The organism is Paenibacillus anaericanus, assembly GCF_003994475.1.
In the GTDB taxonomy this organism is placed as follows: Bacteria; Bacillota; Bacilli; order Paenibacillales; family Paenibacillaceae; genus Fontibacillus; species Fontibacillus anaericanus.
The window spans coordinates 18804-38207 of the sequence record NZ_RZNY01000005.1; the positions used below are offsets into that span (position 1 = coordinate 18804).

General features: G+C 42.1%; 21 protein-coding genes and 1 tRNA gene. 20 read left to right on the top strand and 2 right to left on the bottom strand.

Going from position 1 to position 19404, the window contains the following annotated elements:
- The first annotated feature begins 87 nt into the window (after positions 1-87).
- From rnpA to EJP82_RS07815, 11 genes are all read left to right on the top strand, one after another.
- Positions 88-438, top strand: a complete 351-nt coding sequence (gene rnpA / locus EJP82_RS07760) for a ribonuclease P protein component (RefSeq protein ID WP_127191478.1) — start codon at positions 88-90, stop codon at positions 436-438.
- Positions 439-512: 74 nt separating this feature from the next.
- Positions 513-1403: a YidC/Oxa1 family membrane protein insertase gene (locus EJP82_RS07765; RefSeq protein ID WP_127191479.1), complete on the top strand. Its 891-nt coding sequence runs from the start codon at positions 513-515 to the stop codon at positions 1401-1403.
- Positions 1400-2113 (top strand): RNA-binding cell elongation regulator Jag/EloR, encoded by a 714-nt coding sequence (gene jag, locus EJP82_RS07770; protein ID WP_127191480.1) that lies wholly within the window; start codon positions 1400-1402, stop codon positions 2111-2113. Before EJP82_RS07765 ends, jag begins: the two co-directional genes overlap by 4 nt.
- Before the next feature lie 895 nt (positions 2114-3008).
- Positions 3009-4388 carry a tRNA uridine-5-carboxymethylaminomethyl(34) synthesis GTPase MnmE gene (gene mnmE / locus EJP82_RS07780; RefSeq protein WP_127191482.1) on the top strand — a complete coding sequence of 460 codons (1380 nt, stop codon included), beginning with the start codon at positions 3009-3011 and terminating at the stop codon, positions 4386-4388.
- Positions 4389-4534: 146 nt separating this feature from the next.
- Entirely contained in the window at positions 4535-6421 is a 1887-nt protein-coding gene (mnmG, locus tag EJP82_RS07785; RefSeq protein ID WP_127191683.1) for a tRNA uridine-5-carboxymethylaminomethyl(34) synthesis enzyme MnmG, read from the top strand.
- 3 nt (positions 6422-6424) lie between these two features.
- Positions 6425-7147, top strand: coding sequence for a 16S rRNA (guanine(527)-N(7))-methyltransferase RsmG (gene rsmG, locus EJP82_RS07790; protein WP_127191483.1), 723 nt, complete (start codon positions 6425-6427; stop codon positions 7145-7147).
- 341 nt (positions 7148-7488) lie between these two features.
- Entirely contained in the window at positions 7489-8307 is an 819-nt protein-coding gene (gene noc / locus EJP82_RS07795; protein ID WP_127191484.1) for a nucleoid occlusion protein, read from the top strand.
- Positions 8308-8505: 198 nt separating this feature from the next.
- Positions 8506-9267 carry a ParA family protein gene (locus EJP82_RS07800; RefSeq protein ID WP_127191485.1) on the top strand — a complete coding sequence of 254 codons (762 nt, stop codon included), beginning with the start codon at positions 8506-8508 and terminating at the stop codon, positions 9265-9267.
- Positions 9260-10099, top strand: a complete 840-nt coding sequence (locus tag EJP82_RS07805; RefSeq protein WP_127191486.1) for a ParB/RepB/Spo0J family partition protein — start codon at positions 9260-9262, stop codon at positions 10097-10099. Before EJP82_RS07800 ends, EJP82_RS07805 begins: the two co-directional genes overlap by 8 nt.
- Positions 10100-10215: 116 nt before the next feature.
- Entirely contained in the window at positions 10216-11373 is a 1158-nt protein-coding gene (locus tag EJP82_RS07810; RefSeq protein WP_127191487.1) for an aminotransferase class V-fold PLP-dependent enzyme, read from the top strand.
- A gap of 29 nt (positions 11374-11402) precedes the next feature.
- Entirely contained in the window at positions 11403-11903 is a 501-nt protein-coding gene (locus tag EJP82_RS07815) for a DUF4446 family protein (protein WP_127191488.1), read from the top strand.
- On the opposite strand, the gene yyaC is transcribed toward EJP82_RS07815, so the two are convergent.
- Entirely contained in the window at positions 11875-12483 is a 609-nt protein-coding gene (gene yyaC / locus EJP82_RS07820; protein WP_127191489.1) for a spore protease YyaC, read from the bottom strand. The two genes, EJP82_RS07815 and yyaC, sit on opposite strands and share 29 nt — an antisense overlap.
- A 157-nt stretch (positions 12484-12640) precedes the next feature.
- Between yyaC and EJP82_RS07825 the strand changes: the two genes are divergently transcribed.
- The 4 genes from EJP82_RS07825 (at position 12641) to EJP82_RS07840 (ending at position 14273) form a co-directional block, all read left to right on the top strand.
- The gene (locus tag EJP82_RS07825; protein WP_127191490.1) at positions 12641-12892 is read left to right on the top strand and encodes a putative Se/S carrier protein; all 252 of its coding nucleotides are present in this window, start codon (positions 12641-12643) and stop codon (positions 12890-12892) included.
- Between the two features lie 10 nt (positions 12893-12902).
- The gene (locus tag EJP82_RS07830) at positions 12903-13787 is read left to right on the top strand and encodes a mechanosensitive ion channel family protein (protein WP_246054011.1); all 885 of its coding nucleotides are present in this window, start codon (positions 12903-12905) and stop codon (positions 13785-13787) included.
- 84 nt (positions 13788-13871) lie between these two features.
- Entirely contained in the window at positions 13872-14096 is a 225-nt protein-coding gene (locus EJP82_RS07835; RefSeq protein WP_127191491.1) for a DUF951 domain-containing protein, read from the top strand.
- 86 nt (positions 14097-14182) lie between these two features.
- A tRNA-Ser gene (locus tag EJP82_RS07840) sits at positions 14183-14273 on the top strand.
- A gap of 378 nt (positions 14274-14651) precedes the next feature.
- Here EJP82_RS07840 and EJP82_RS07845 read toward each other — a convergent pair.
- On the bottom strand, positions 14652-14849 hold the full coding sequence (locus tag EJP82_RS07845; RefSeq protein WP_127191492.1) for a YjzC family protein: 198 nt from the start codon (positions 14847-14849) through the stop codon (positions 14652-14654).
- 246 nt (positions 14850-15095) lie between these two features.
- On the opposite strand from EJP82_RS07845, the gene rpsF reads away from it, so the two are divergent.
- The 5 genes from rpsF (at position 15096) to EJP82_RS07870 (ending at position 19385) form a co-directional block, all read left to right on the top strand.
- Positions 15096-15380, top strand: a complete 285-nt coding sequence (gene rpsF / locus EJP82_RS07850) for a 30S ribosomal protein S6 (protein WP_127191493.1) — start codon at positions 15096-15098, stop codon at positions 15378-15380.
- A 41-nt stretch (positions 15381-15421) separates the two neighbouring features.
- Entirely contained in the window at positions 15422-15931 is a 510-nt protein-coding gene (gene ssb / locus EJP82_RS07855) for a single-stranded DNA-binding protein (RefSeq protein ID WP_127191494.1), read from the top strand.
- 21 nt (positions 15932-15952) lie between these two features.
- On the top strand, positions 15953-16222 hold the full coding sequence (gene rpsR / locus EJP82_RS07860) for a 30S ribosomal protein S18 (protein WP_127191495.1): 270 nt from the start codon (positions 15953-15955) through the stop codon (positions 16220-16222).
- A 377-nt stretch (positions 16223-16599) separates the two neighbouring features.
- Positions 16600-18357 (top strand): ABC transporter substrate-binding protein, encoded by a 1758-nt coding sequence (locus tag EJP82_RS07865; RefSeq protein ID WP_127191496.1) that lies wholly within the window; start codon positions 16600-16602, stop codon positions 18355-18357.
- 65 nt (positions 18358-18422) lie between these two features.
- Positions 18423-19385, top strand: a complete 963-nt coding sequence (locus EJP82_RS07870; RefSeq protein ID WP_127191497.1) for an ABC transporter permease — start codon at positions 18423-18425, stop codon at positions 19383-19385.
- The last annotated feature ends 19 nt before the right edge of the window (positions 19386-19404 follow it).

A 19404-nucleotide genomic window follows, 5' to 3' on the forward strand; every position in this document is an offset into this window, starting at 1 on the left:
TACCAACATTGTTGCTGATTTATACTACTATAGAAGTCTGAATCTTTTTATGAACAAATAAAGGGATTTGAGTCGAGGAGATTGATTGTGCATAAGAAGCTTCGTCTAAGGAACCGAGCGGATTTCGGCCGGGTTTATCGGGCAGGAAAATCCTTCGCTAATCGTCAACTCGTCGTCTATTGGTCAAACAAGCATGATATCGAGCGGTTTCGGCTTGGTGTGTCGGCCAGCAAGAAAATTGGAAATGCCGTTGTCCGTAATCGGATACGTCGGAAGTTGAAAGAAATCGTGCGTCTACATGAGGCGGAGATCCGAGATCATGTGGATATCATTCTAATTGTACGTAATGGCGCAGTTGAAATGGAATATCAGGAACTGGAAAAAAGTGTGCTTCACGTGCTGCGGAAGTCCTCGTTACTTAGGTCCTCCAAACCGTGATCAGGCTTGTTTCTTTGTCCCTTTATATATGTTATGATTTATGATGATGGAACGGCTAAGAGAGGGGTTTTGAAGTGTCACGGATTAAGAATAACAGAAAGCAATGGATTCTCCTCATCCTTGCGATTGGTCTAATAGCTATACTGGCAGGTTGTGGAACGCAAGCAACTAAAGTTGCCACTACCACCGAGGAAATGAGAAACCAAGGTTGGTGGACAGCTAATGTGGTGTATTACTTTTCATTAGCACTGGATACGTTTGCAAAATGGTTTAATGGAGCCTATGGGCTAGCCATTCTTGTTATGGTGCTTATTGTGCGGACTTTGATCTTGCCACTTACACTTAAGCAAGTTAAAAGTTCAAAGGCAATGCAGGCTATACAGCCGCAATTAGCGAAGCTCAAGGAACAATATAAGGACAACCCTCAGCAACAACAAGCAGAAACGATGAAATTGTTCCAAGAACATAAGGTGAATCCGATGGCGGGTTGTTTCCCTATGTTGATTCAAATGCCGGTGTTTATCGCGTTGTATAACTCGATTTATAACAACTCGGCAATCCGTGATCACTCATTCTTATGGTTGCAACTTGGAGAACCCGATAAGTGGTTTATCCTTCCTGTAATTGCGGCATTAACAACGTTTATTCAAACGAAGATGATGTCCAATGTGAACCCTAATGGTATGCAGGGGCCAATGAAATTTATGATGTTTATCTATCCGGTCTTAATCTTCTTTATGGCCTATCAATTTCCAGCAGCGCTTCCGTTGTACTGGATATACAGTAACTTGTACACGATTGTACAGAACTTCTTAATTTATCGTAAGAAAGATCCTGTCTTGGCAATCAACAACGCCGCTGCTGTTACAAGCGGTTCTAATAATGGCGGTTCTAAAAAGGGTGGCTCGAACTTAAAAGCCGGACATCCTGGTAAACGCGCCAAGGAGGCCAAAAAGTCGAAATGAATAAAATTGTGACGTCGGGAAAAACCATTGAAGAAGCTGTAAAACAAGGATTGGCCGTGCTCGGCACTACCGAGGATAAAGTCGCCGTGAATGTGTTAGAGCAGCCATCAAAAGGATTCCTAGGCCTGATAGGCGTTAAGGAAGCAAAGGTGGAGCTTACTTTGCTTGTGGATACACCTACTGGTCGACCGCAAAAGACCTCTGTAGAATCTTCCATTTCTCCATCTTTAAATGAGAATGGGGTATCCGATGGACGGGATCCATACGAGGAGGCGGCGTCATTTGTTCGCGACGTTGGCGAGAATATGGGCCTTCAGGTGGCTGTAGATATACTCCATAAGAAGGACAATATTGTATTGAATATTTCAGGTAGTGATTTGGGACTGTTAATTGGTCGTAGAGGTCAAACTCTCGACGCTTTGCAGTATCTGGCGAACATCATTGCGAACCGTTATTCCGAAAGCTTTATCCGGATAACTCTCGATGCAGAGAATTTCCGCGAGCGGCGCAGAAAAACGCTGGAAGAACTGGCTGTGAGGTTGGCGGGTCGTGTAGTGCGTACGCGTAAAGAGGTTGCTCTTGAACCGATGTCGCCGCAGGAGCGCAAAGTGATTCATTCCAAACTTCAGGACCATCCCGAGGTTAAAACTTTTAGCAAAGGCGAGGAGCCAAGCCGTCGGGTGGTTATCACACTGAAGCAAAGCAAATGAATGAGACGCAATGACGTTTTGCCTCGGCAAAAATGTTGTTGCGTCTTTTTATAGTTTTCCCATCCCACCCAAACCCTCCCTTATCGTAAGGTAGGGCCCCAAGGGCCTGCTGCCCTCTGGACTCCCGCTTTAAGAAACGTAGGAGGGAGAGAGGCGCTCCTGCTCGCTGTCCCCTTCGGGGATGCGCTGTACATTTGGCACGAGGCACGCTTTTCTCCCTTCGGGTACGTCTCACTTTTTGGAGCTCCCGAGTTACCAGGAAACATGTTGCAGACACTACTGCTGTTTGAGGCACCCGAGTGATGTTTACGGAATATGCCGCTTTCGCCCTATGGGCACGCTATACTTGAGGGTGCTCCTGCTAATGAACTTGGACAGGCTGTCCCCTTTTGGGGATGCGCTTGGGTGTGAGCAGGGATTATAGTGTTTGAATGAGGCAACGCTACGAAGTGTGGTGGAGTGAGCGACGCTTGAGTTTGGGTGCTACGTAGTACGAGGAATCGCTGTCCCTGCGGGATGCGCTGAGTATGAGCAAGGATTATAGTGTTTGATTGGGTAACGCTACGAAGTAGGGTGGAATGAGCAGCGTTTGAGTTTTGGTGTTAGATTGTGTAAGGAGGCGCTGTCCCCTTTGGGGATACGCTGACTTTTGGAGTTGAAAATTAGTGGTGAAAAGATTAGCGAAGCAGGCCGTTTGAGTCCGAAGAAGCGCAAGCGTTCGCCTTTGTCGCCGGATTATAACCTTGTTAGGTATAATAGTTCATATAATCTGGCGACAACAGCGATCGAAGGATCAAACGGACTGCGTAGCGCTCTATTTTGCCATTAAGTATCTTGGGATTTGAAATCTAGTGGTGTGATTATTCCACCATAAACTTATAGAGGTGAACTAACCATGTTGAGCGATACGATTGCCGCTATTTCGACGGCGGTGGGGGAGAGTGGAATTGCGGTCATCCGGGTCAGTGGACCTGAATCGATCCGTGAGGTTGGGCGTTTATTTCGCTCGAAGACGAAGTTAGAGGATGCCGAGAGTCATACGGTGCATTATGGTTTTATCATAGATCCTCGTACAGATGAGAAGTTGGAAGAAGTGCTTGTGACGGTATTCCGGGCCCCACGATCGTTCACAACGGAAGATGTGGTAGAGATCAGCACGCACGGCGGGATCATTTCGATTAAGCGTGTGATGGACTTACTGCTGGAACAGCGTGAGATTCGTCTAGCTGAGCCGGGGGAGTTCACGAAGCGGGCCTTTTTGAATGGACGGATCGATTTGACGCAAGCGGAGGCGGTTATTGACTTGATCCGTTCCAAGTCGGATCGGGCATTTTCGGTAGCATTGAAGCAAGTGGAGGGCGATCTATCACGCAAGATCACTGCGCTAAGATATACACTGGTGGAGACGTTGGCGCATATTGAGGTCAATATCGATTATCCAGAGCATGATGTGGAATCGATGACGATGGAGTTCATTAGGAACAAGTGCACGGAAGTGACGGAAGGTATTGAGCTGCTTTTAAAGAATGCTAATCAGGGGAAAATCCTCCGTGAAGGGATTACGACGGCTATCATAGGGCGACCTAATGTAGGTAAATCTTCGTTGTTAAATGCACTTGCTCGTGAAAACAAAGCGATTGTGACCGATATTCCTGGAACGACACGGGATGTTATTGAGGAGTATGTAACAATTAATAATATTCCACTAAAACTGTTGGATACGGCTGGAATACGTGAAACTATGGACATTGTAGAGCAAATTGGTGTGGAGCGTTCGAAGGCAGCGGTAAATGATGCAGATTTAATATTGCTTGTTCTGAATAGTGCTGATGAGTTACATGAGGATGAGATTAGGCTCATGGAGCAATTTAAGGGCCGTCCAACTATCGTTTTATTGAATAAGATTGATTTACCACAACGTTTGGATCGAGAATTAGTAGCTCGTTATTTTCCTGCTGAGGCTATCGTTGAATTGTCTGTGACAGCACAGGTAGGACTAGATCATCTTGAAGAAGCTATTTCACAGTTGTTCTTTGGCGGCAAGCTGGAGTCGGGCGATCTTACCTATGTAAGTAATGTCCGTCATATCGCATTGCTTAAGCAGGCGAAGCAGTCACTTGCAGATGCCTATCAGGCTACGGAGATTGGTGTTCCTATTGATATTCTACAAATTGATGTGCGACTAGCTTGGGAGCAACTAGGTGAAGTTATTGGCGACTCAGCGCCAGATGCATTAATTGACCAAATTTTCTCGCAATTTTGTCTGGGTAAATAATGGCCGGGTGTATCGTCATTGTCTGTTCATGGTATGATGATAGTGAAGGTTTTTAAATATTAGATTTTTAATATAAAAAAAGTGCTTGAATCCATAAAAAGTACGTACTGAAAAAATATTCTGTAAGTTAAAGGGGGAGATATATGATGAGCTATCATGCGGGTAGTTACGATGTGATTGTCGTTGGCGCCGGACATGCGGGTAGTGAAGCAGCACTTGCTGCCGCGCGCATGGGTTGTAATACGTTGATGATCACGATCAATTTGGACATGGTTGCATTTATGCCATGTAATCCGTCTATTGGTGGTCCTGCAAAGGGCCATGTCGTTCGTGAGGTTGACGCGCTCGGCGGCGAGATGGGGCGCAATATTGATAAGACTTTCATTCAAATGCGCATGCTTAATACGGGAAAGGGTCCAGCTGTACATGCGCTTCGTGCGCAGGCCGATAAATTCCTGTATCAGCACGCGATGAAAGAAACGATGGAGAAAGAGCCGAACCTAACGCTCCGGCAAGGTATGGTTGAAGAGTTGATCGTTGAAGATGGGAAATGTGTTGGCGTTATCACCAAGACAGGAGCGGAATATCGTGCCAAGTCGGTTGTAGTAACGACGGGAACTTATTTGCGCGGTAGAGTAATTATGGGTGAGCTGACCTATGAGAGTGGACCTAATAACCAGCAACCTTCGGTGAATTTGTCACATAACTTGAAAGAGCATGGTCTTGAATTGGTTCGTTTTAAAACAGGGACACCTCCTCGTGTGCATAAGGATACGATTGATTTTTCTCAAACGGAAATTCAACCAGGTGATGAAAAAGTTAAGTTTTTCTCCTATGAGACTAAAGAATCTAACAACGAGCAATTGCCTTGCTGGTTGACTTACACCTCGGTTACTACTCACGACATTATTAATGCCAATCTTCACCGGGCACCGATGTATACAGGAGTTATTGAAGGAACAGGTCCTCGTTATTGCCCATCGATTGAGGATAAAGTAGTGCGTTTCAGTGATAAGCAAAAGCATCAAATCTTCCTTGAGCCAGAAGGTAAGAATACGTCCGAGTATTATGTCCAAGGCTTGTCTACTAGTATGCCTGAGGACTTACAGCTTCAGATGTTACGCTCGATTCCGGGTCTTCAAAACGTAGAGATGATGCGTAATGGTTACGCTATTGAATATGATGCGGTTGTTCCAACACAGTTGTGGCCTTCTTTGGAAACTAAAAAGATTCCTGGACTCTTCACAGCGGGACAAATTAATGGAACTTCAGGTTATGAAGAAGCAGCAGGTCAAGGTGTTATGGCGGGAATAAATGCAGCTCGTAAAGCACAAGACAAAGAACCTATCATTCTTGATCGTTCACAAGGTTATATTGGTGTAATGATTGATGACTTGGTAACCAAAGGAACGAATGAGCCTTACCGATTACTCACCTCGCGTGCGGAATATAGACTTCTACTACGTCATGATAATGCGGATCTTCGTTTGACGCCGATCGGTCATGAAATTGGTTTGATTCCTGAAGATCGTTATCAACGTTTTTTGGATAAAAAAGAAAAGATTGAACAGGAAATCTTACGTTTGCAAAAGACTTCTGTTTCTCCTAATGCCATTAACTCACTGTTGGAATCCATTGGTTCCACGCCGTTAACGGATGGAAGTAATTTACTGACGATACTTCGTCGTCCTGAAGTTAACTATCCTCACATCAGTTCGTACTTCCCATCAGAAGTTGAACTGGATGAGGACGTAATGGAACAAGTTGAGATTCAAATAAAATATGCCGGTTATATTGAGAAGCAAGAAATCCAAGTCAATAGATTACAAAAAATGGAAAAGAAGAAAATTCCAGATAATATTAAGTACGAAGCTATCCATAGTCTATCCATAGAGGCTTGTCAAAAGCTGACTAAGATTCGTCCTATTTCTATAGGTCAGGCTTCGCGTATTTCTGGTGTGACTCCTGCTGATATTTCTATTTTGTTGGTATACTTGGAGCATTATAACCGGGTTACCGCTGCGGGAGGGTAAGATATGGATCCTATACAATCAAATTTCCGAAATTTGTTACTAGAGCATCAAATCGAGCTCTCAGCAGAACAACTTAATCAATTTGAAATTTATTTCCAAGAATTGGTTGAATGGAACGAAAAAATGAATTTAACAGGTATTACAGAACGGGAACAGGTCTATATCAAACATTTCTATGATTCTGCGACGCTTTCTTTCTATTTAGATATGTCTGAGATAGCAACTCTTGCCGATATTGGATCCGGTGCTGGATTCCCCGGTATTCCATTAAAGATTTGTTTCCCTCATTTAAAATTGACCATTGTCGATTCAATCAATAAGCGGATCCTCTTTTTACAAAATGTAGTGGATAAACTTGGGTTAAAAGATGTGAAACTTATACATGGTCGGGCTGAGGATGTAGCACGTAAGGAACAAGAGAGAGATGCCTATGATTTGGTTACTGCTCGAGCTGTAGCTCGTATGGCTGTATTAAATGAGTTTTGCCTACCATTTGTTAAAACAGGCGGTATTTTTGCTGCGATGAAGGGCAGTGATCCCAATGAAGAGATTATGGAGTCTGCACGTAGCATGTCAGAATTAAAAGGCAAGCTAGTAGGCAAACACCATTTCAATCTGCCGCTGGAAAATTCAGAGAGACATATTGTTATCGTCAAGAAGACATTTGCAACTCCTAAGAAGTATCCGCGCAAGGCTGGAACACCTATGAAATCTCCAATTATATAAATTATAATCCTATTTCCCCTTAGTAGATTGTTCCACGTGAAACATGATGCTAAGGGGATTAATCTCTCAAAAATACATTTGAAAGAGAATAGGATTATTGGGCAAAAAGTGGTAGAATAGAATTACTACTAATTGTTGAATGAATTTCGTTCACGAACACATCTACTTGATACCAAATCGGCTTATGGCGGTTGTTAAATAGTGGATACATAGGAGATAGGTCTTCTTCAAAGGGGAATTATGCGCCCGTTGACAGCATTTTCATTTTTTAATTTAACAAAAATGAATCCCATAAGGCATTTCGTCTTATGTCACTATGAAATTAGGTGGTAATCTACGAAATGAAAGATCAATTTTCTAAATTGTTCGGTTTAACCGAACGAACCAGTAGTGAAGAAGTGAAGCAGGTTCCGGTCGGGGAGATTGTGGGTAGCCCATATCAACCTCGGACGATTTTTGATGAGGATAAGATTGACGAGTTGTGTCAAACTATTCGTACATTGGGGATTATTCAACCTATCGTTGTTCGTTATCGTAATGATAAGTATGAAATTATTGCGGGTGAAAGACGTTGGCGTGCGGTGAAAAAATTAGGAATGGATACGATTCCTGCTATTGTGAAGGATTTCAATGATTCACAGGCGGCGTCCATCGCCCTAATCGAAAATCTTCAACGTGAAGGCCTAACTTCGATTGAAGAAGCATTGGCTTATCAGAATTTAATTGACCTGCATCAATTAACACAGGAGAGTCTGGCTCAAAGACTCGGCAAGAGCCAATCGACCATTGCTAACAAGATCAGACTTCTACATCTTCCAGAAGTTGTTAAGACAGCTTTAATGGAGCGTAAGATTACAGAACGACATGCGAGAGCATTATTATCGCTGGATACCGAGGAATTACAAACAAAAGTGCTGAACGAAATTATTAGCAAAGAGTTAAATGTTAAGCAGAGCGAAGCACGAATTGCCTTTTACAAAGAAGTAAATAAGAACAAGAAATCGTCGAGACGGATCTCCTTCACAAAGGATGTCAGACTTGCGCTCAACACGATACGTCAATCTATTGATATGGTATCTGGGTCAGGTTTACAAATTAAGACGAATGAAAGTGATCATGAGGATCACTATGAAATTGTTATTCAGATTCCTAAAAGGTAGTTTTATTTCTAGTAAAGCAATTAAGTGTTACATAGAATTATAGTTTCCTAGTTGGCAGTATTGGTTAGCGGAGTTGTCGGATAGTTGTATTGGGTAATTCAGATAGTGCGCTTTGATCTTTTTGTAGCTACAACTTAGTGGATACTTGATGATCATGAACTACAGAAGGATTTTCTAATTATATTTGAGGTGAATGAATTGTCCAAAATCATTGCCATTGCTAACCAAAAGGGAGGCGTCGGTAAAACGACAACTTCCGTTAATTTGGGAGCAGGACTTGCTGCCATAGGTAAAAAAGTACTGCTTATCGATATTGATCCACAGGGTAACACAACTAGCGGAGTTGGAATAAATAAAGCGGATGTCGCCAATTGTATTTATGATGTGCTTATTAATGAGGTCAATCCCAAAGAAGCCATTGTTAGTACAGAGGTTGATGGACTGGATATTATCCCAGCTACAATTCAACTGGCGGGAGCTGAAATTGAACTCGTACCAACGATATCTCGTGAAGTTCGACTAAAAAAGTCCATACAGCAAGTGAAACATTTATATGATTACATTCTTATTGATTGTCCTCCGTCTCTTGGAATTCTTACAATTAACTCATTAACTGCTGCAGATTCGGTACTTATTCCAATTCAATGTGAGTATTATGCGTTGGAGGGATTGAGCCAATTACTGAACACTGTTCGGTTGGTTCAGAAACATCTGAACACCTCATTGCAAATCGAAGGGGTATTGTTGACGATGTTTGATGCTCGTACCAATTTAGGTATTCAGGTAATAGAGGAAGTTAAGAAGTACTTTCAACAGAAGGTATACAAGACGGTTATTCCTCGTAACGTCCGTTTAAGCGAAGCACCATCACACGGTCAATCTATCATTACATATGATCCGCGTTCAAAGGGTGCTGAGGTATATTTAGAGTTGGCAAAGGAAGTGGTCTCATATGAATAAACGATTGGGAAAGGGACTTGATGCACTTATTCCCTCTCTTTCTGTTGATGCCGATGATAAAGTAATTGATATTCCATTAAATCAACTTCGAGCAAATCCGTATCAACCACGTAAAGTTTTTGATGAAGATGCTATTCGTGAATTAGCTGAATCAATTCGACAGCATGGTGTTATTCAGCCGATTATTGTTCGTAGTGTGATGAAGGGGTATGAAATCATTGCAGGGGAACGTAGGTTTCGGGCTTCCCAATTCTGTGGGAATTCGACAGTGCCTGCTGTGGTTCGCTCATTCTCCGACCAACAGGTTATGGAGATTGCATTAATCGAGAATCTACAACGCGAAAACTTAAATGCAATGGAAGTGGCAGTTGCTTATCAAGGGTTAATGGATCAATTCCAATTGACGCAAGAAGAACTTTCATTGAAGGTTGGTAAGTCACGTTCGCATATTGCTAACTTCCTGCGGTTACTATCATTACCTGAAGAAGTGAAAGAAGATGTTTCACGTGGAACACTGTCAATGGGACATGCACGAGCATTAGTTGGTTTAAAGGATGCGGCAACAATAAAACAACTTGCTCAACAGTGTATCGACCATGAATGGAGTGTTCGTGAGTTAGAAGATGCACTACAGCAAATGGATCGCAAGAAGAGCGAAAAACCAAAAGTTTCCAACAAAAAAAGAGATCCATATATAGATGAAGTAGAAGAGAGTTTGCGAGAACGTTATAAGACAACGGTCAAGATAAAGGCAAACAAGGAAAAAGGAAAAATTGAAATTAATTACTATAGTCAAGAGGATCTGCAAAGATTGCTAGACATACTTAATTAACCAATAATGACATATCCATTACTTCTTACAGGAGGGAAACTCTTGAAGAAATAGGGGTATGTCATTCTTAATCTGAATGAGCATACAAATGTCATTATTTAACTTTTAGGAGGAGTATCTTGGACGAGAAATCTATTATATATTTAGATCATGCTGCAACGTCTTGGCCAAAACCTCCTGAGGTAGGGAAAGCAATGTTAAACACCCTAGATGGGCCAGCGGCTAACCCTGGCCGTGGAAATTACGGAATGGCATTGCAAGCAGGAAGAGTATTATTCAAGGCCCGAACAAAACTCGCAAAATTGTTTAATGTTTCCAACCCTAATGACATTGTATTTACATCTAATACAACCACGGCATTGAATTTAGCGATAAAAGGTTACCTGAAGCCTGGGGATCATGTGATAGCGACAATGATCGAACATAATTCAGTTAGAAGACCGCTAGAGTTTTTAAAGAGAACGCAAGGGGTAATGGTTGATTATGTAGCTGTTAACGCCCAGGGGGAAGTAGATCTGGACGAGGTGAGAGATGCCTTTAGGCCTCAGACCCGAATGCTGGTTTGCTCACATAGTTCTAACTTGCTAGGGAGCATATTGCCGATAGAAGATTTGGGACAGATAGCCCATCAACATGACGCTGTGTTTCTAGTAGATGCAGCACAAACAGCAGGAGTATTTCCGATAGATGTACAGCAGATGGGCATAGACCTACTGGCCTTTCCAGGACATAAAGGATTACTTGGTCCACAAGGAACCGGAGGGCTGTACATTGCTTCTAAGCTCGATCTAGAGCCATTATTACATGGAGGGACTGGAAGCCAATCGGAAGAACTTGAACAGCCTAGTGTGCGTCCAGATCGCTATGAGGCAGGTACTGCTAATACAGTAGGGATTGCAGGTTTAGCAGCGGGTGTTGATGTCATTCTGAAGCAAGGAGTGTCCAACATATACGCGCGAGAATGGCAACTTACGCAGGTATTGATAGAGGGCTTGAAGGATATACAAGGAGTCACCTTACTTGGGCCAAACCTGGGAAAGCCGCGAACAGGAATTGTTTCTTTTAATTTAATTGGACGAGACGCCGCGGAAATTGCTTTCCTACTAGATAGGGAATTTAGTATCGCAGTACGGGCAGGGTACCATTGTACTCCGTTAGGTCATCAATCAGCTGGAACATCAGAGGGTGGAGCAGTACGAGCGAGTGTAGGATATGATACGACCATTGAAGAAGTAAGAAGTCTTGTTTCAGCCATACGATTATTAGCTAATTGATATTTAACTATAGAGGAGAAGGAAAGAGCATGACAGAATGGAATAATCTGATTTTAGATCAATTGGTATGGATTGTAGGCGGGCTAGTTGTCGTGATGGTGTGGTTGTTCGTATGGAATTTGGTTCAGGGTGCCAAGCTGCGGAATATGCGTAAAAAATATTCGATGATGATGGAGAGCACCGGAATTGAAAACCTGGAAGATCTACTCATCGATTTAAAAGTGCAGCAGGGCAAAATTGAGGATGCACAAGAGGAACAGCTAAGGCAGCTTGGTGTACTGAATACTCTACTGCCGAAGCAAAAAGCTAAGATTGGGATTAAACGTTACAACGCATTTTCTGAACGTGGAAGCGATTTGAGCTTTTCCGTAGCGTTTGTCAACGATGATAAAGATGGAGTTGTTATTACTGGATTATATAGCCGAGATGGTTCCTACGTCTATGCAAAAGGATTGACCAAAGGCGAATCTAATCATGCCCTCTCAGCCGAAGAGAAAGAGGCTATTGTTCTCGCCGGACAAGAGGGATAAATCCTCGGTTCCATTCCTTAATTGCAGTATAGAGAGAACTAGAAATGATCTCCGATAACCGCATAACAAGACTTAGCCGGGTATTTTGCAGGACGAAATATTCCATGAAGCCGCCGACATTGACGATACCCGTAAGATGGATATCGCCGACCGGCGGTAATTGTTTATTTACACCCGCTCCAGGACGCAAAGGACCCTGAACCACCTGAATGGAACCTACACTGCTTGTCTGTCCAAGACAGGCATCGATTCCGATGATGAACGGATCAATAAATCTCTGATTAATTTTATCTAGTGTATCATTTAAATTCATGGCATGAACAGGTTCCTCCAGGGTTCCATATAGATGGAAGTGAGGACTAGCTAATTTAGCTAGTGAAGTACCAACGAGTGGCCCCAGGCAATCCCCAGTGGAACGGTCCGTACCGATGCATATGACAACAATATCTTGGCCTGGAGAAACTTTGGCGAAATGAAGCAACAATCGATGGATAATGGCTGAATGAATGCCCGGTTCGGTATGAGGGACTTTTAAACACGAAATTTCTTGTCCCGAATTAGAATGTTCCAAAGGTGCCATAGAATCTTCCCTTCCTCTCAAGTAACTTTGCCAGCCTAATAGGCGGTATCCATCTCTGGGAGAAATGGTTTTATTGAATATTAGTAGATAGTATATGGAATAAAAAACAATAATATACTCCGACTAAAGTCGCGATTACATAAGGAGGTGGGCGCTCGTGGAGACGGGACTAGTAATAGCATTTGATTCTACTCAACAGGCGCTGCGCGCCGAGATGCTTCTAGAGTTTGCCGAAGTTGAAATTGATTTATTTCCGACACCCAAAGAGATCACTGCAGGATGTGCGTTGTCGATCGAATTTCCTAGAGACTCCCTAGATATTGTCAAAGAGATTATTATCCGTGAAAGCGTAGAGATCCGCGGGATTTACTCTAAGAGCGCAGTGGGATATGATTATATTAGGCTTTAGGAGGGGAACTATGATCGGACAGTTTATTGATACTATGGGAACGACGGAACTTGTTGCAGCTACAAACAAATGGAGTGATAAGATCTGGGATTGGCTAACAAATATGGAAATGTGGCAGAGTGTCCTGTTTGCTGGGCTACGAGTCTTGCTTATTTTTATATTGACGAGAATTTTTATTAAGATCATTCACCGATTAATAGATCAGTCTTTGGAACGGCGGGAGAAAAGCCGTCTACAAATGAATCCTCGAAGGTTCATTACAGTTGGTGAGTTACTAAAGAATATTACATCTTTTACCAGTAATTTAATTATGTTGATGCTGGTCTTGGGGGAGTTTGGCTTTAAACTGGCTCCATTATTGGCGGGAGCTGGAGTGCTAGGATTAGCAGTAGGGTTTGGTGCTCAAAGCTTAGTCAAAGATGTGATCACAGGATTTTTTGTTATATTAGAAGATCAATTTGCTGTAGGGGATGTCATCCAGACAGGGACGCTGAAAGGAACTGTTGAAATGATTGGTCTGCGTTCAACGAGGCTTGTGAGCTATACAGGTGAAGTTCACATCGTTCCAAACGGTCTTATCACGAATGTGACAAACTATTCTTTAGGTAACGCTTTGGCGGTTGTTGATTTACCATTCAGTAATAAAATGAAGCTAGAAGAGAGCATCTCAATGTTGAGAAAAGCTATGCTGGATCTGAAAGAGAATAATAATAATGTAGAACAAGTACCTAATGTTCTTGGCATTCAGTCACTAACGGCAAGCGAATTTGTTCTACGGATTGCAGTGGAGTGCCCTCCGGGTTCAAAAGGTGAAATGGAGCGATTAATCCAGGCTTATGCTAAGGAAGCACTTGAGCAAGCTGAACTGTTAAAGCCGGCGACGGATCATTCGTAAAAAGCAGGATAAAAGGGATGTTAAGGAAGAGATGTTGTCATCGTATGGCTTGTGATCAGTTAGAGGCTTAAAGGGGGAATAGTCATGGAACGGAAACAGTTTCAATTAGGTGATGTCGTACAGATGAAGAAGAATCACCCTTGTGGTAGTTCCGAGATGGAGATTATCCGGATGGGGATGGATATACGAATCAAATGTGTAGGATGTAAACACAGTGTGCTTGTTCCCCGTGCAAAGTTTGAGAAGAACATGCGTAAGGTACTTCGGTCCACGGCTATAATGGTGGAAGACCCCAAAACAAACGAATAGTGAAGCGATAGCAGATAAGAGGCCATTCTTTGAAGGCCTTTTTTATTGCAAAGAATACGGTTTCGTGGTACAATCATTCTTGCTGCGGAGAGGTACCCAAGAGGCCCAAGGGGGCTGACTCGAAATCAGTTAGGCGTGTCACAGCGTGCGTGGGTTCGAATCCCACCCTCTCCGCCATTTTCAACTTACCCCTTAAATTAACTTATAGTATGTAAATTATGATGACCCTTCTTACTAATGTAAGAGGGGTCATATTTGTATGTATGAAGGAAATATGAGCGCAGAAAAGTAGGACCCAGATGGGTCCTTCTTTAAGTTCGACGGCGTACGTAATGGAATTCTTCTCTCACGACTCAGAAACGTTAGATATATGCTTTTTTATGCAGTACGGATCAGGAAGAGGGGTCCTCCTTAACCGTAATCTTAGCTTCTACAACTGTGGTGAATAAGACTCCGAACGGTTGGTTTGTTTCGCAGAATAGTCCAACGGAACCACACCTCTCTTTTGTACGCCGTCTGAAGTTATTATGTGCGACCTTACAATTAATTATTCAATTAATGTACGCGGGCTTTTTCAGCCTTTTTCCACTTGCGATTTTTATTGGATGTGCCAGGAAACGTGTCGCCTTTCTCCATCTCAATCCGCTTTGGATTTTGAATTTCAGTGTGAAAACTTCGCGCTTCTCCGACCTCAGTGTAAATACCCGGGTTGGGTGCTTTATCGCCTGGTTCAAATTCAGTCTTCTCGCCCATGGTGTGCCTCCTTTCTGGTGTAAAGGGATTCAGATATATTGTGCGCAGAGGATCTTTTAAACATGTGCTAAATGAGGACTTATTCTATAGATGGAGAAAACCCCAGGACAGGTAACCTTTCCTACATATCGTCAGAAACTTGCACTGAGTCCGTAAATTTGATATATTAATATGGTTCGAGTATAAGCTCGTTCCTTGCTCCCAGAGTAACAGTTGGGGGCCATAGTCCAAGAGGAGGTGAAATATATGCGCAAATATGAAGTGATGTACATTCTTCGTCCTGAACTTGAGCAAGAAGCAATTCAAGCAGCAGTCGAAAAATTCCAAGGCATCATCCAAAACGGCGGTGAAATTACGAAACATGACGTGATGGGCAAACGTCGCCTTGCGTATGAGATTAACAAAATCCGTGATGGAGTTTATGTTCTTGTGAACTTCACATCAACGCCAGATGTTATTACTGAGCTTGAGCGGGTTATGAAGATATCCGACGAGGTTATCCGTTATCTCATTACTAAAGCAGTAGCCTAACATTCAGGTTTGTAAACACTTGCCCGAAGGAGGGGATTACATTGTTGAACCGTGTCATTCTAATCGGACGTCTAACCAAGGACCCGGAGCTACGTTATACACCAGCGGGTGTAGCAGTTACCCAATTCACAATTGCTGTGGATCGACCGTTTACATCACAAGGTGGGGAACGCGAAGCAGATTTTATTCCGGTTGTAACGTGGAGACAGTTGGCGGAGACATGCGCAAACTACTTGCGTAAAGGCCGTTTGACTGCTGTAGAGGGACGTATTCAAGTACGGAATTACGAGAATAACGAAGGAAAACGTGTATACGTGACTGAAGTGATTGCCGATAATGTCCGTTTCTTAGAATCGAACCGCGAAGGTGGTACCGGTGGTAGTGGACCACGAGAGGAAGCTCCGTATAGTGGCGGCGGCAGTGCTAGCAATAGCAATAGCAGCAGCAGTAACTATAATAATCGTAGCGATAATTCCTCGAGAAACAATAAGGATCCTTTCTCCGATGACGGGAAACCGATCGATATTTCGGATGACGATTTGCCATTTTAAAAACGGAAAGGACTGAATAGCATGAGCTTCAAACCAAGAGAAGGCGGAGACGACAAGAGACCAGCTCGCCGCGGCGGACGTAACAAACGTCGTAAAGTGTGTTTCTTCACTGTAAATAAAATCAACCACATTGATTATAAAGACATCGAGTTGTTGAAGAAATTCATCAGCGAACGTGGTAAGATTTTGCCACGTCGTGTAACAGGTACTAGTGCTAAATATCAACGCCTTTTGACGATTGCCATCAAACGCTCACGTCAAATCGCTTTGCTTCCGTACACTACGGAGTAGGAATAGATAAGCATAAATTAAGCAGCCGAAAACTTCGGCTGCTTTTTTGTTATAAAATTTTTTTTAATTAGTGCAAAGTTTTATGAATAAAATATAAATTAAAATGCTTGGAATATTATTCAATTTGGGTTATATTATTAAATAAATCGTTTTACTCGTGTCAAGATACCTTACATGCAACCTTACATACAATTGCCACTTGGATTATTCTACTCTTCAATTGACCTTTGGTCATTATTTCACTCCCGTTTCAGTATATAGTAGAAGACATAATTTTAGTAAGTGTTACCCTCAGTTTACCCGATGGGTGCTGATCCTACTAGATATATTATTTTTATAATATATAAATAACAAATATTAAAAGGAGGAGAATTTGCATGACAAAGAAATGGAGTTTAACGTTAGTGCTTGTACTTGCATTAACAATGGCATTGTCCGCATGTGGCGGCAATAACAAAGCTGCTAATAATGAGCCAGCACCAACAAACAGCGCAAACACGGAAAACACGGGGGAAACAAACACACCTGCGGAGCCAGCAGGGGAAGAAGCTAGTGGGTTGATTAAAGCAGAAGATCCTTCGCTTAGCCCAGCATTGGCTAATAACCGCAAAGATACAATGATTATTGGTATGACCGATCCTAAAGGGGTATTTAGCCCACTATTTATGGAAACAGCATATGATTACTATGTGAATTATTCCATCTTTAATACACTCGTAGCATTTAAAGCTGACGGAAGTTATGAAAACAGCTTGGCTGAGAAAGTGGATATATCGGAAGATGGTTTGAAATATACGTACCACTTGAAACCAGGAGTTACATTTAGTGATGGCACTCCACTTACAGCGAAAGACTATTTGTTCACAATGAAATTGTTCCATGATGCAACCTATGATGGAGAATCAGATGTACTATCTGCTCACATTGTTGGTGGTCAAGAATATCATGATGGCACTGCAAGTGATATCTCAGGGATTAAAGTTATTGATGACAACACAGTTGAAATAACTGTATCCGAATATTCGGCTCTGACTCCAGTAGATCTGGGCTATGTATATATTTTGTCTGAAGCTTATTATGGTAAGGACTACAAACAAGGCAACTTGGAATCCGTTAAAGCATTGAACAGCAAACCTATGGGTAGCGGTCAATACAAATTGAAGAGCTACACAGCTGGACAAGAAATCGTTCTAGAAGCTAATGAGAACTATTTCAATGGAGCTCCAAAAATTAAGAATCTCATTTACAAAACAACAACGGATTCAACTAACCTAGCGATGTTAGAATCCGGTGAAACGGATATGAACGAAATTAACGTTTCGGAAGATAATGTAGAAGCATTGAAAGCTTTGGGATTCATGGACATTAACCTTTTGCCTAACAATGGTTATGGCTACATTGGATTTAACCATAAGCTTAAGAAATTCCAAGATCAAAAAGTACGCCAAGCACTTACTTATGGTTTGAATCGTGAAGACATTGTAAAAGGTATCTACGGACCTTATGCTGATGTAATCAATATTCCAGAATCGAAAGTATCATGGGCATTTACTGATGAGAATATCGAAACTTACGATTTCGATTTAGAAAAAGCAAAAGCATTACTGGATGAAGCAGGTTGGGTTGTTGGAGCAGACGGCATTCGTGAGAAAGATGGAGAAAAATTCAAAATTAACTTCTCCGCTACTGCAGACAACCCGGTTGTAGAGGCATTATTGCCAATTATGACTACAAACTACAAAGATTTAGGCATTGATATTATTGCAGAAACGCTTGACTTTAATGCGATCATAGACAAGAAAACAAAAGGCGATTTCGATATGTACTTCGCTGCTTGGGGCTTGACACCAGATCCAGACAACACAGTATATATTACTAATGGTGCACAGAACGATACAGGATATTCCAATGCTAAAGTCGATGAGTTGATGGCTAAGGCTAAGAAGGAAATGGATACCGAAAAACGTAAAGTGTACTATAAAGAGATGTACCAAGAGATGAATAAAGATATTCCTAACATCTTCTTGTATCAAAGAAATAATATGAATGCTATTAATGCTAGAGCGCAAGGATTCGACATCTCGCCGTATAAGGATTTCCCTTTCAGCTTGTACCAAGTTGAATTACAACAATAAAGTACATTAGATATGCTCAGCTCATAAGAGCTGGGCATATCCACTTATAGCCAGGGGGAATAAGAATGAAGCAGTATATCATTCGACGGCTGTTGCAGATGATTCCTACGCTAATCGGCATTTCAATCATTATTTTTGCCATTTCAGCGATGGTACCAGGGGATTACATTACAGCGCGGGCGAATCCGAATATGTCTATCGAAAAGCAGGAACAACTAAGAGCCATATACGGGCTGGATAAGCCAGACTATCAACGTTATTTCATATGGGCAGGTAACATGATTAAGGGTAATTTCGGGGATTCTATGCAGCACAAAAAACCCGTAACTGCCGTTATTAATACTTTTGTATGGAATTCATTTATTATCGGATTCTGTTCGTTGATCCTTAGTTGGAGTATTGCGATTATTACGGGTATATTTTCTGCCAAGTTTCAATATTCGCTATTTGATAAAATAATTACACTGTTAGTTTTTATATGTATGTCATTACCTTCCTTTTTTATAGGTCTATTGTTGATCAAATTCCTCGCACTAGACTTGAAGTTATTCCCAGTCGGTGGGATGACAACAGCGGGGTTAAATGGTAGCGGATGGATTTATATTAAAGATGTAATTAAACATGCATTCTTACCTATTATGGTACTGACCATGTTGTCTACGGGTAGCTTAACGCGTTACTTCCGTACCAGTATGCTCGAAGTTATTAGGCAGGATTATATTCGGACTGCCCGGGCGAAAGGTCTTAAAGAACGAACAGTCATTTTTAAGCATGCATTTCGGAATGCGATGATTCCTGCAATCACTCTACTTGGGTTTGAACTGCCTGCTTTGTTCGGTGGAGCTATGATTATGGAGCAAATATTTGTTTGGCCTGGTATCGGTCATGTGTATCTTAGTTCGATTAATATGAGAGATTATCCCTTTATGCTAGGGTTTACAATCTTTCTAGCTATGCTGACCTTAGTGGGTAATTTGCTCGCCGACGTGCTCTATGGAATTGCAGACCCCAGAATTCGTTTAAAGTAGGAGGAGATTGCGTTGTCTG